Source organism: Coralloluteibacterium stylophorae, assembly GCF_018122625.2.
Classification (GTDB): Bacteria; Pseudomonadota; Gammaproteobacteria; order Xanthomonadales; family Xanthomonadaceae; genus Coralloluteibacterium; species Coralloluteibacterium stylophorae.
The window spans coordinates 35,287-47,733 of record NZ_JAGQFT020000001.1; the positions used below are offsets into that span (position 1 = coordinate 35,287).

12 protein-coding genes are annotated in these 12,447 nt (G+C 72.6%); 2 read left to right on the top strand and 10 right to left on the bottom strand.

The window, feature by feature from the left end:
- Nucleotides 1-490: 490 nt before the first annotated feature.
- From KB893_RS00155 to KB893_RS00195, 9 genes are all read right to left on the bottom strand, one after another.
- Nucleotides 491-751 carry a hypothetical protein gene (locus KB893_RS00155; protein ID WP_211925163.1) on the bottom strand — a complete coding sequence of 87 codons (261 nt, stop codon included), beginning with the start codon at nucleotides 749-751 and terminating at the stop codon, nucleotides 491-493.
- Between the two features lie 94 nt (nucleotides 752-845).
- On the bottom strand, nucleotides 846-3,227 hold the full coding sequence (locus KB893_RS00160; protein WP_211925142.1) for a catalase: 2,382 nt from the start codon (nucleotides 3,225-3,227) through the stop codon (nucleotides 846-848).
- Nucleotides 3,228-3,349: 122 nt separating this feature from the next.
- Entirely contained in the window at nucleotides 3,350-4,156 is an 807-nt protein-coding gene (locus KB893_RS00165; RefSeq protein ID WP_211925143.1) for an alpha/beta hydrolase, read from the bottom strand.
- Between the two features lie 126 nt (nucleotides 4,157-4,282).
- On the bottom strand, nucleotides 4,283-4,642 hold the full coding sequence (locus KB893_RS00170; protein ID WP_211925144.1) for a DUF805 domain-containing protein: 360 nt from the start codon (nucleotides 4,640-4,642) through the stop codon (nucleotides 4,283-4,285).
- Nucleotides 4,643-4,964: 322 nt separating this feature from the next.
- Nucleotides 4,965-5,303 (bottom strand): four-helix bundle copper-binding protein, encoded by a 339-nt coding sequence (locus KB893_RS00175; RefSeq protein WP_211925145.1) that lies wholly within the window; start codon nucleotides 5,301-5,303, stop codon nucleotides 4,965-4,967.
- Between the two features lie 109 nt (nucleotides 5,304-5,412).
- Nucleotides 5,413-5,826 carry a hypothetical protein gene (locus tag KB893_RS00180; RefSeq protein ID WP_211925146.1) on the bottom strand — a complete coding sequence of 138 codons (414 nt, stop codon included), beginning with the start codon at nucleotides 5,824-5,826 and terminating at the stop codon, nucleotides 5,413-5,415.
- Between the two features lie 178 nt (nucleotides 5,827-6,004).
- Complete coding sequence (locus KB893_RS18765) at nucleotides 6,005-6,610, bottom strand: cold shock domain-containing protein (RefSeq protein ID WP_211925147.1); 606 nt, start codon at nucleotides 6,608-6,610, stop codon at nucleotides 6,005-6,007.
- Nucleotides 6,611-6,900: 290 nt separating this feature from the next.
- Nucleotides 6,901-8,823, bottom strand: a complete 1,923-nt coding sequence (locus tag KB893_RS00190; RefSeq protein ID WP_211925148.1) for a hybrid sensor histidine kinase/response regulator — start codon at nucleotides 8,821-8,823, stop codon at nucleotides 6,901-6,903.
- 170 nt (nucleotides 8,824-8,993) lie between these two features.
- Nucleotides 8,994-9,815: a methyltransferase domain-containing protein gene (locus KB893_RS00195; RefSeq protein WP_211925149.1), complete on the bottom strand. Its 822-nt coding sequence runs from the start codon at nucleotides 9,813-9,815 to the stop codon at nucleotides 8,994-8,996.
- Nucleotides 9,816-9,933: 118 nt separating this feature from the next.
- On the opposite strand from KB893_RS00195, the gene KB893_RS00200 reads away from it, so the two are divergent.
- Nucleotides 9,934-11,178 (top strand): cation:proton antiporter, encoded by a 1,245-nt coding sequence (locus tag KB893_RS00200; RefSeq protein ID WP_211925150.1) that lies wholly within the window; start codon nucleotides 9,934-9,936, stop codon nucleotides 11,176-11,178.
- Between the two features lie 76 nt (nucleotides 11,179-11,254).
- A complete protein-coding gene (locus KB893_RS00205) occupies nucleotides 11,255-11,944 on the top strand; it encodes an SDR family NAD(P)-dependent oxidoreductase (RefSeq protein WP_211925151.1) in 690 nt (229 codons plus the stop codon).
- Nucleotides 11,945-12,045: 101 nt separating this feature from the next.
- Here the strand turns inward: KB893_RS00205 and KB893_RS00210 are convergent, their stop codons facing one another.
- Nucleotides 12,046-12,441, bottom strand: a complete 396-nt coding sequence (locus KB893_RS00210; RefSeq protein WP_211925152.1) for a GFA family protein — start codon at nucleotides 12,439-12,441, stop codon at nucleotides 12,046-12,048.
- Nucleotides 12,442-12,447 lie beyond the last annotated feature (6 nt).

Below are 12,447 nucleotides of genomic sequence, written 5' to 3' on the forward strand. Positions count from 1 at the left end.
GGAGCGGCTTCAGCCGCGACACGCTGGATGGCGAGGCACCTGTGGGAGGGGCTTCAGCCCCGACATCGCCGAGACAGCGGTAGCGATGGAGCGGGAACCGGGAATCGGGAATCGGGACCCGAAGCCCGGCACGACACCCCGTCCCGTTCCCCGTAGGAGCGGCTTCAGCCGCGACCACGCGCCCGGGTGGCGAGCGCTCCTGTGGGAGGGGCTTCAGCCCCGACGTCGGTGCGGCACCGATGCTGGCGAAGCGGGATGCGGGAGCGGGGGAATGGGGAATGGGGAATGGGAGCGGGGGACCCGAAGCCCGGCACGGCACCCGTCGCGCCCCCTGTAGGAGCGGCTTCAGCCGCGACACGCTGGATGGCGAGGCACCTGTTGGAGGGGCTTCAGCCCCACATCGCCGACCACCCAGGGCTCAGCAGACTCGCCCGAGCCCGCGCCGTCCCAGGTCCCGATTCCCGATTCCCCAGTCCCGCTTCACCACCTCCTACGAGCGGACGGCCGCGCGCCAGGCGCGGCGGTCCGGGTGGACCGCCGCGTAGGCCTCGCTGACGTGTCGGCTGATGTAGCTGCTCAGGCCGCGGCCGGCCTCGGCGAGCGCCCGCATCTCGGTGACGGCAGCGGCGCCGGCGCTCTCGTGCGTATAGACGTAGACGCCGCCGCCACGGAACTCGACCGCGATCCCGTCGGGGACCACGGCCCAGGCGCGCACGCCGCTGTCGCCATGGCGATTGCCGTAGCGCCTCAATGCGGACACGGGCGATGGCCCACGTGCCGCGCCCTCGACCGGCGGCGACCGCGTGCGCGGCGCCGCCGCCATCGGCATCCAGGCGCGAGCGGGCTCACACCAGCGGCGGATCGGTTTCGCGCTCGAAGTGGCGGTGCTTCCCCACCGCCTCGATGAAGCGGCTCCAGTCGCTCACGCCCGCCTCGAGCACGATCACACCCGGATCGCTGCCGTCCTTCGGCACCCCGGCCTGCTCGAGCAGGCGCACCGAGGCGCCGAGCGCGAGGAGGGTCTTGCCGTGGCGGTACTGGTCGCGGATGTGCTCGTCGGTGTGGCCGTCCGCAGCGAGCGCCTGCACCACGGCGTCGCCGTCCGGCAGGACCAGGGCGTCGAACAGCACGCCCGGCTCGTTCTCGGTGGAGACGTCCGCCTCGAGCGGCGTGCCGTCGCTGGTCTCGACCGGGCCGATGCGGGCGGCCATCAGGCGCGGGATCGCACCCTGCGCGAGCAGGGTCGCCTGCAGGTCGGCGATCGGCGCGCCGGCGATGCCGTTGGCGACGAGGATCGCGATCTTGCGCGTGCGGATGCCGCCCTCGCCGGGGCGGAACATCAGCGACAGCGCCGGCGACGTCGCGACCTCCGGCTGCGGCGGGTTGTCGAGCGCGCGCGGCATCGGCTCGGGGAGCCGCATGCCCAGGCCCTCGGCCACGCCCTGCGCGAGCGCTTCGGACACGTTGCGCAGCATCGACAGCATGCGCTCGCGGATGGCCGGCACCGTCACCTTGCTGAGCTCGAAGCGGAAGGCGGCGATGATGTGGTTCTGCTCCGCCGGCGTCTGGCTGTCGTAGAACAGGGTCGCCTGGTTGTAGTGCTCGGCGAACTTCTCCGGCTTGCCGCGCACCTCGTCCTGCTGCACCGGCTCGGGAAAGGAGACGAAGCCGGCCTTGCCCGCCTGGAACGGGCAGCCGCCGCCCAGCGAATTGGGCTCGTAGGCGACGCGGCCGCGGTTGATCGCCTGCCGGTGCATGCCGTCGCGCTGGTTGTTGTGCACCGGCGCGACCGGCGCGTTGATCGGGATCTCGTGGAAGTTCGGCCCGCCCAGGCGCGAGATCTGGGTGTCGACGTAGGAATGGATGCGCCCGGCCAGCAGCGGATCGTTGGTGAAGTCGATGCCGGGCACGACGTGCGCCGCGCAGAAGGCGACCTGCTCGGTCTCGGCGAAGAAGTTGTCGGGGTTGCGGTTGAGCACCATCCGCCCGACCGGGCGCAGCGGCACTAGCTCCTCGGGCACGAGCTTGGTCGCATCCAGCACGTCGAAGCTCCACCTGTCGGCGTCGGCCTCGGTGAAGGTCTGCACGCAGAGCTCCCACTCGGGATACTCGCCGGCCTCGATCGCCTCCCACAGGTCGCGGCGGTTGTAGTCGGGGTCGGCGCCGGCGATCTTGACCGCCTCGTCCCACACCAGCGAGTGCGTGCCGAGCTTCGGGTTCCAGTGGAACTTGACGAAGCACGATTCGCCCGCGGCGTTGACGAAGCGGAAGGTGTGCACGCCGAAGCCCTGCATCGTGCGGTAGCTGCGCGGAATGGCGCGGTCGGACATCACCCACATCAGCATGTGCGCGATCTCCGGCATCAGCGAGGCGAAGTCCCAGAAGGTGTCGTGCGCGGAGGCGGCCTGCGGCATCGCGTGGTGCGGCTCGGGCTTCACCGAGTGGATCAGGTCGGGGAACTTCATCGCGTCCTGGATGAAGAACACCGGAATGTTGTTGCCGACCAGGTCCCAGTTGCCCTCGTCGGTGTAGAACTTGACCGCGAAGCCGCGCACGTCGCGGGCGGTGTCCTTGGAGCCGCGCTCGCCGGCGACGGTGGAGAAGCGCACGAACACCGGGGTGATCTTGCCCTTCTCCTGGAACGGCGCGGCGCGGGTGATGTCGGCCAGCGACTCGTAGGCCTCGAAGTAGCCGTGCGCGCCGGAACCGCGCGCGTGCACGATGCGCTCCGGGATGCGCTCGTGGTCGAAGTGGGTGATCTTCTCGCGGAGGATGAAATCCTTCAGCAGCGCCGGGCCGCGCAGCCCGGCCTTGAGCGAGTTCTGGTTGTCGGCGACCGGCACGCCCTGGTTGGTGGTGAGGCGTTCGCCATCGGAGTTCACCCGCACCCGGTCCAGCGGTTCCACCGTGCGGTTGACGCCGGCCGCGACCGCCGGACCGGTCTTGGGCGAGACGTTGCCCTCGCTCAGCGAGCTCGCGGTCGGCAGGTCGGAGGGCGGCTCGACGTGCTGGCCCTCGGGCGGCGCCTTGGCGTTGGCGAGCCCGTGCTCGGCCTTCTTGTTGGCGTTGTGCGGGATGCCGGCCGAGGTGGTCTGGGTGTCGGCGGCCTGGCGGGCGGCGAGGTCGTCGAGGCCGCCCGGCGGCGGGCTGGCGGGCGCGCTGTCGGTGTTGCGGGCGGAGGCCTTGGCTGAGGTGGTCTTGGCTGAGGTCTTCTTCGAGGTGGCCATGTCGCGTCGCGTCCTGGGCGGTCGGAAGGGTCCGTCCGACGCTAGGGAGGGGGAGATCAAGGCGCGGTGTCGGCACGCCGCCTTTCGGTGAATCGCAGGCGGCCGATGCGATAGGCAGCGTCTCAGATGCCGTCGACCGGCAGCGCCCGCGCCATGGCGAGCGCGGCCTGCGCCGCCGGCACCACGACCGAAGCGTGGGTCTCGCCTTCGAGCACCCCGAAACCGGGCGCGATCCCGCGCGCCTGGAGCAGGGCGGCGAGCGCGGCCGCGTTGTCGACCATGTGCCGCATGCCCAGCGTGGCCGCCCGCGCCTCGCCCTCGATCTCCGGCGGTTTCTCCGGGCCCGCCGTCTGTTCCTCGGCGCCGACCAGCAGGGCGAGGCGCGTCGCCTGCGCCCGGCTCCAGTCGTGCGCCTCCGCCGCGTCCAGGATCGCCGCCTGGTCCCACCAGATCGAAGGGCTGGCCGCGACCACCCCCGCGAAGGCGCGCGGCCTGCGCATCAGCGTGTGCAACGCGAACAGCCCGCCCAGCGAGTGGCCGAGCAGCACCTGGCGCGCGGGGTCGAGCGGATGCGCGCGCAGGAGCGCGGGCCGCAGCTCGTCGACCAGGAAGGCGAGGAAGGCATCGCAGTCGCCGTCGACGTGCCACTCGCCGCCGCCGTGGGGCGCCGGCGGCGCATGGCGGGCGGGCAGGGTGAAGTCGCGCCGCCGCAGGTCCTGGTCCTTGCCCTCGACCGGCCAGCCGACGCCGACGATCGCGACATCGGCAGCGCCGTCCTCGCGCAGCGCCTGCTGCATCGCGGCCCAGTCGGTGTTGGCGTCGAGCAGCCAGATCGCGGCGAAGCCGGCCTCGGGCGCGGCGGCCTGGGGCAGGTGGAGACGGATCTCGTAGTCGCGCCCGCGGGCGCTGGTGCGGATGTCGCGCTGCATGTCGCGGTGCCGTGGGAGCGGGCGGCCAGCGTGGCGGTGCGCGCGCGACGGCGGGGCAAAGGCGCACCCGGAACGAGAACGGCCGTGGCATCGGGCGATGCCACGGCCGTGGAGCGCGCTGCGCGATCAGGCCGCGGCGAGCTTCGGATCGACGCCGTAGTCGTTGCTGCCGGCCTCGCCCTCGAGGCACATGAAGACCAGCAGCACGATGCCGGCCACCGGCACCAGGGCGATGAGGACCCACCAGCCGCTGCGGCCGGTGTCGTGCAGGCGGCGCACGGTGACCGCGATCCCCGGCAGCATCACCGCGAGCGAGTAGATCAGCGACAGCACGCCGATGCCGCCGGAGGTGCCGATGAGCGCGTCGACCACCATGAGCCCGAACAGGATCAGCAGGTTGATCAGGGTGTACATCCAGTATTCCGTGCGCCGCGCGCGCCCGGAGAAGGTCGCGTACTGCTTGAGGACGGAGACGTACCAGTTCATTCGATTTCCTTCTTGTCGTTGGCTTGGACGCGATGGGTGTGTGCCCGTCCGGATGCCGCAGGACGCGCGCGCGGACGCTCCGCCGGGTGGCGGAGCGAGGCGATCGGGTCGTGTCATGGCAGCTGGCTGCGACGGACCGATGGCAGCAGGGACGTCGTCGGGACGCCTCCCTTCCTGCATGCCCTCCTGCCGATCCGCGTCGTCCGAGCGGCAGGCGGCGGCGATTGAACCCGCTCGAGGCGGATCGGTCAACGCGGTCGAGGTCGCGCGCGGCGCAGCCCGACGATGACAGCCGGCGGTGCCGGGTCGATCCGGAGCGGGATCACTCGCCGCTCATCGCGGCGCATTCGCTCTCGCAGCGACGGCAGGCTTCGGCGCAGCGCGGCATCGCCTCGTCGTCGTCCATCCCCTCGCAGGCCGAGGCGCAGGCGCCGCAGAGCTGCGCGCAGGCGGCGCAGGTCGCGGTGTGCAGCTCGACGTCGCGCAGCATGGTGTTGGCGCTGGTCGCGCAGATGTCGGCGCAGGCCAGCAGCAGGTTCACGTGCTTCGGTTCGGCGTACGCGCCGCCCCGTGCGAGGCAGTGCCCGACGGTCTCGATGCAGATGCGCTGGCACGCGGTGCACGCGGCAATGCAGCTGTCGATGCTGGGTGTGGTGGCCATGACGCGCTCCCGGAGGGAGCACGACCCTGTCATCGCCAGGGTGCAGGCGCGGTGGACGCCCTGCATCCGGCGCGCCCGGATGCAGGCGCACCGGATGCAGTCGAGGCCGTCAGCGCCCGCAGTCGACGGGGGCGCGGCGCCCGTCGCGCATCGCATACAGCGAGGTGTCGACGGCCATGCCCTCGATCTGCGAGCAGACGCTGACGACGGTCGCGATCGAGGTGGACTCCGGCAGCTGGATCTCGATCCTGTCGAAATCCCGTTCCTCGGAGCGGGCCTGGCGGCGCAGGTCGTCGGCCACGAGCGGGGCGCCGTCGCGCAGCAGTTCGCCGCGCGGGTTCGCCGCGAGCTGCAGGATGCGGGGCTCGGCCGGCGGTGCGGCGACCTGCGGTGCCGGCGCGGCCACCTCGGCGCGCGGTTCCGGACCGCTGGAGCAGGCGGCGAGCATGCCGGCGGCGACGCAGGCGGCGAACGTCGTGCGCAGGGCGGCACGGGCGGATGTGGAAGCGAAAGCGGCAGTCATGACGTGGTTCCCCTCGGCGTGGCGCCGGCCGGAGCCGGGCGATTGATACGGTGCGGTCCCTCCCGCGCGGCCGCGACGGCGGCCGGTCGGCGCAGCGCCCGTGCCGTGCCGGCCTCCCCAGGCCGGCGGCGCGGTGTCGTGCGGCGCGAATGGAAGCTACCGCAGCCGCGCCCTGGGGTCACCCCCGGCGCATCGTGCGTCGGCTCGACCGTGGTGCGGCATCCCGCAGGGAATGCCGTCGCCGACTCCGGCGCGCCGGCCATCCTGGACGTGCACGGGACGGAGCCGCGCTTCCGCGCAGGAGCGCATGCGGCCGCAACGCATCCTGCCTCCGCCGGAACCCGGGAGCGGCGAACGTCGGTGCGCGCTGCGGCTGAAGCGCCGAGGCGGCTTCCGGCGATGCCGCCGCGGGCGGCGGCTGCAGGCAGCGCCACAGCGCGAAGCCCAGCAGGGCAAGCAGCAGGGCCACCACTGCCGCAACGTACCGACGCCGCGGGCGCGAGTGCCGCCGTCCACCCGGCGCCGGTCGCGGTCGCGCGCCGCACGCCGCCGGAGTGGCGAAGCGGACCGCGACGGCATGGGGCCCGTGCTCGCCCATGGCGATCGCGAAATCCAGCGCGTCGCCGACCTGCGGACGAGCGCCGCGCGGGAAGGCGCGGATGTGCACGAAGAGCCGCTGGTCACCGCCCTCGCAGCGGATGAAGCCGGTGCCGCGCTCGCCGCTCCATTCCACCAGGCGGCCGCGGCGGCGCTGGCCGTCGGTCGATGCGCTCGTGGCGGTCATGGCGACAGCCTGCCCGGCCCGATGTCGCGGGCGCGGCACGCCGCGCGTCGGAGGGTGGGGCCATGCGCGTCGCGTCGCGACGCCTCACGTGCGCCGTCGCGCGGCCGCTCGTCGAGGTCGCGGCGTAGCCCGCTCCGCGGCCGCACCGACTCCCGCGCATGCGGCCCGGCATGCAGCTCCAACCCCGGCGCGCGTCGATGCCGGCGCGCGCACGGCCCCGGCGGTACTGCCTCGCCGCGCTGGCAGCGGCAGACGCGGACCGGCATCCGCGCGGGACCGTCCGGTGCCGCTCAGTCGACGGCGGTGCCCACCGCGTCGCGCAGCGCCCGCTCCAGGCGCTCGTAGGTGTAGGGCTTGTCCAGGATCGGGTAGTGCGCGGGCCCGTCGTCGCGCATCGTGCTGAAGCCGGAGGTGAGCAGGATCGGCAGCTCGGGCAGGCGGCGGCGCGCGTGGTTGGCGAGCTCGATGCCGTTCATGCCGCCCGGCATCACGATGTCGGAGAACAGCAGGTCGATCCGCGGCATCGCCGCCATCGCGCGCTGCGCCTCGTCGGCGCCGTGCGCGGTGGTCACCTCGAAGCCCATCATCTCGAGCATGGCGGCGGCGATCGCGGCGAGGTCGGTGTCGTCCTCGACCAGCAGCACGTGGCGCGCCGGAGATGCCGGAGGTGCCGGCGCCGGGTCGCGGCCGCGGTCCCGCGGCGGCACCGCGGGCAGCAGGATGGCCACCGTGGTGCCGGCGCCCGGCTCGGAGTCGATGCGCACGGTGCCGCCGGACTGCCTGGCGAAGCCGTAGGCCTGGCTGAGGCCCAGCCCCGTGCCCTTGCCGAACTGCTTGGTGGTGAAGAACGGCTCGAACACGCGCGCACGCAGCTCCGGAGGGATGCCGCTGCCGGTGTCGCGCACCGCGAAGGCGATGAACTCGCCGACGAGGCCATCGAACCCGCCGTCCAGTCGGAGGCGGCGGACGTCGATGCGCACCTCGCCGTCGCCGCGGATCGCGTCGCGGGCGTTGATGACGAGGTTGAGCAGGGCCAGCTCGAGCTGGTGGGCGTCGATCTCGATCTCGGGCAGGTCGTCCGCGATCTCGCTGCCGAGCGTGATCCCGCGGCGCAGGGGCTGGCGCAGCAGGGGCAGGATGCGCCGCACCAGCTCGGCGGGCGAGACCGGCGCGGTGTGCAGGGGCTGCCGGCGGGCGAAGGACAGCAGCTGGCGGGTGATCGCCGCGCCCTGTTCGGCGGCGCTGGCGATGACGTCGATCTGCCGGCGCACGCGCTCGTCGCAGTCGAAGCGGCCGGCGAGGTCGGCGGCGCCGCGGATGATGGTCAGCAGGTTGTTGAAGTCGTGCGCGACGCCGCCGGTGAGCTGGCCGATCGCCTCGAGCTTCTGCGCCTGCTGCAGCTGTTCGCGCACCTCGTCCAGGCGCTGCTGGGCTTCGCGGCGCTCGGTGATGTCGCGGGTGACCTTGGCGAAGCCGACGTGGCCACCGCCCGGCGCGCGGATCGGGTCGATGACGACGTTGGCCCAGAAGCGCCTGCCGTCCTTGCGCACGCGCCACCCTTCGGCCTCGTAGCGGCCCTGCTCCAGGGCCAGGCGCAGGTTGCGCTGCGGATGCCCGGCGTCGCGATCCTCGGGGGTGTAGAACATGGAGAAGTGCGCGCCGATCACCTCGTCGCCGACGTAGCCCTTGATGCGCTCGGCGCCGGTGTTCCAGCTGTTGATGCGGCCGTGCGGGTCCAGCATGTAGATCGCGTAGTCGGTGACGCCTTCGACCAGCAGGCGGAACGCCCGCTCGCTGTCGACCAGCGCCTGCTGCAGCGCGCGCTGCTGCGACATGTCGCGGGTGATCTTGGCCAGCCCGACGAGCCTGCCGTCGTCGTCGTGGACGACCTCGAGCACCGTCAGCGCCCAGAACCGGGAGCCGTCCTTGCGCAGGCGCCAGCCCTCGTCGTGATGGTGGCCGCTGCCGAGGGCCGCCTCGATCGCCTGCTGCGGCCGCCCCGCGGCCCGGTCAGGCTCGGTGAAGAAGCGGGAGAAGTGCTGGCCGAGGATCTCGTCGCGGGCGTAGCCCTTGATGCGCTCGGCTCCGGTGTTCCAGCTGATCACCCGGCCGCCGGGATCGAGCATGTAGATCGCATAGTCTGCGACCGCGTCGACCAGGAATCGGTAGGCCTCGCTCGGCAGCTGATCGGCGCCGGCATCGCGCTCGTGCATCGGAATGACCCCTCCAGCGATTCGCGCTCCCGCGGGCGATGCCGGTGGATCGACCGGCCCGCTGCGGCGGTGCCCGGTGGGAACGGGCGGCAAGTCTGCCTCATCCGCGCGGGTCGATCACGTCCGGTGCCGCATGCGCGGCCGCTGGCGCCGCGGACGGGAAGGGCCGGTCAGGGTCGGCGGGCGGAGATCGGCACGCAGGGCGCGCCGTGGTGGAGGATGCCGTGGTCGTAGTCGGGTGCGTCGTGGACACGGATGTCGTCGAAGCCCGCGCGCTCGAAATGGCCGATGAGATCGGCCAGGCCGAACACGCGCATCTCCAGGGTGGTGCCGTCGCCGCCGTGGAAGACCAGGTCGGAGAAGTTGCGCGTGCCGCCATCGGCGTAGGCGGCCCGAAGCACGCGACCCTCCGGCCCATCCTCGATGGCGAACGACGTCATCTCCCCGAAATGCTCGCGCGTCGGCGCGCCGACGCAGTAGGGCACGGTCATCACGAACACGCCGCCGGGCTTCAGCAGGCGCCAGGCATTGTCGAAGGCGCGCTGCACCGGCGCGAGCACGTGTTCGAACACGTCGCTGGACAACAGGAAGTCGTGGGCGCCGAGGTCGGCTTCGGCGGGAGCGAGGATGTCGAGCCGGGGCGGCTTGTGCAGGTAGGTGCTGCGGTAGTCGAACTTCAGCCCGAGGATGTCGCGGTAGCCGGACCAGTCGGTCATGCCGATGCCGGCGAGGTCCTTGCGCTGCGGGAAGTCGACCGCCGCGACGCTGCGCCCGAACAGGCGCTCCGAGAGCGCAGCGACCAGCGAGCGGAAGCGCACGTTGGAGCCGCATCCTGCACAGGAGGGGCGCTCGCGCTCGAGGGCGGCGACCGGCTGTTCCTGCGTCTGTCCGCAGACGTTGCAGCGGAAGGCGAGGCGGGCGGCATGCGGCTCGCCCGGTGCGCGTCCGGCGTCGCGCGGGAGCAGGCGGATCTGGAGTCGTCCGAGTCTCAAGGCCTGGACCGTGACGATGCGGCGCCGGCGACGCGGCAGGGTCCGAAGCATAGCCGACGCGCCCCGATGCTGGGCCACAATGCGTGTCCCGTGCGCGCCGCCCGCTGGAGAACCGCCGATGCTCGACCTCGCCGCCGTCTTCCTCTGCATCACTGCGGTCGTGGCCTACCTCAACCGGCGCTTCGTCGGGCTGCCGTCGGTGATCGGGGTGATGGGCATCGCCCTGGTGCTGTCGCTGCTGGCGATCGGCCTGGACGCGCTGGGCTTCGGCATGCTGCGCAGCTACGAGGAGTCGCTGCTGCGCGAGATCGACTTCTCCGACGTGCTGATGGAGGGGATGCTCTCGCTGCTGCTGTTCGCCGGCGCGCTGCACATCGACCTCAGCCAGCTGCGTGCCTACCGCTGGCAGATCGGCCTGCTTGCGGTGGTCGGCACGGTGGCCTCGACCCTGGTCGTCGGCTTCGCGCTGTGGAGCGTGCTGTCGCTGTTCTCGATCGGCCTGCCGCTGGCCTACTGCCTCATCTTCGGCGCGCTGATCTCGCCCACCGACCCGATCGCGGTCATGGGCATCCTGCGCTCGGCCGGGGCGCCGCACAGCGTGGAGCTGGTGATCGCCGGCGAGTCGCTGTTCAACGACGGCGTCGGCGTGGTGGTGTTCTCGCTGCTGCTGGCGGTGGTGGCCGGCGGTCACGTTCCGGGCGCGGCGGAGGGCGGTCTGCTGCTGCTCGAGGAGGCCGGCGGCGGTATCGCCCTGGGGCTGGCGATCGGCTTCGTCACCTACCAGATGCTCAGGCGCATCGATTCCTACCAGGAGGAGGTGCTGATCACGCTGGCGGCGGTGATCGGCGGCTACGCGCTCGCCAGCCACCTGCACGTCTCCGGACCGCTGGCGATGGTGGTGGTGGGGCTGATCGTCGGCAATCAGGGACGGGCGCGGGCGATGTCGGACACCACGCGTCGCCACATCGACATGTTCTGGGAGCTGGTCGACGAGATCCTCAACGCGGTGCTGTTCGTGCTGATCGGGCTGGAGGTGATCCTCATCGCCTTCTCCGGCGAACTGCTGCTGACCGGGCTGGCGGTGATCGCGCTGACGCTGACCGCGCGGCTTGCGACCGTCGGCCTGCCGATCCGCCTGCTCGGCGAGCGCTTCCGCCTGCCCAGGGGGTCGTGGCGCATCCTCACCTGGGGCGGCCTGCGCGGCGGCATCTCGGTGGCGCTCGCGCTGTCGCTGCCGGCCGGCCCGGAGCGCGACATCGTGGTCGCGCTGACCTACATGGTGGTGGTGTTCTCGATCCTGGCCCAGGGTCTGACGATCGGGAAGGTGGTGCGCCGCGTGTTCCGCGAGGAGCATGTCGGCTGAAGCGACGCCACCGGGGCGTTGCCCGCATCCGCCGGACACCGCTCTAATGCGGGGCTTCTCGACCCCGGGAGCGGCCATGCCCATCCACATCCTCCTGACCGGCGGCACGCGCGGCATCGGCGCGGCCATCGCCAGGCGCCTGCAGCGCGAGGACGTGCGCCTTGTCGCCACCGGAAGTGCCGACGGCGACCTCGCCGACCCGGCCACGCCGGCACGGCTGTGGGCGAACGCCAACGAACGGCTCGGGGGCCGGGTGGACGTGCTGATCAACAACGCCGGCATCTTCGAGGCCGCGCCGATCGACCTGCCCGATGCAGAATGGTCGGCGCGCTGGGCGCGCACGCTGCAGGTCAACCTCAGCGCCAGTGCCGAACTCTGCCGACACGCGGTGCGGCAGTTCGCGGGGCAGGGCGGAGGCCGCATCGTCAACGTCGCCAGTCGCGCCGCCCATCGCGGCGACAGCCCCGCCCACTGGCACTATGCGGCCTCCAAGGCGGGCATGGTGGCGATGACCAAGACCATCGCGCGCGGACATGCCGCGCAGGGCGTGCTGGCGTTCGCGATCTGCCCGGGCTTCACCATGACCGGCATGGCCGACGACTACATGGCCAGCCGCGGCGGCGACAGGCTGCTGGCCGACATCCCGCTCGGGCGCGTCGCCGATCCGACCGAGGTCGCCGAGGTCGCCGCCTTCGCCGCGCTCGCGGCCCCGCCCTCGATGACCGGCGCGGTGCTCGACATCAACGGCGCCAGCTACGTGCGCTAGGACCGCGGCCCGCGCCGCCGCCGGCACGCGCCCGCCCCGCCCTGGCGCGCGCGGCAGCCGGCGGACCTCTGCCGTACCGGTCGGCGTCCGCCGCACACGCCCTAACCGTGCCGCGTGCGCTCGAAGCGGGGCAGGCCGTCGCCGATGACGTCCCAGTCGGTGCGCTCCCCGACGAAGGTGTGATCCTGCGGCGGCACGCGGTCCGGGTCGTCGAGGCTGGCGATGGTGATGTCGATCCACGCCGCCTCGTCGCGGCCCCACCAGGTCAGGCAGGTGCCGCAGGTCCCGCAGAACGTCCGCTCGACTGCCGGACTGGAGCGGAAGCTCGCAGGTTCCGCCGCCGTCCACCGCAGGGCCGAGCGCCGCACGCTGAACCAGGCCACCGAGGCCGCACCGGCAACGCGGCGGCAGTCCGTGCAGTGGCAGACGGTCGGATTGCGCGGCTCGTCCTCTGTCGCGTAGCGCACCGCGCCGCAGTAGCAACCGCCTTCGAGCATCGCCGA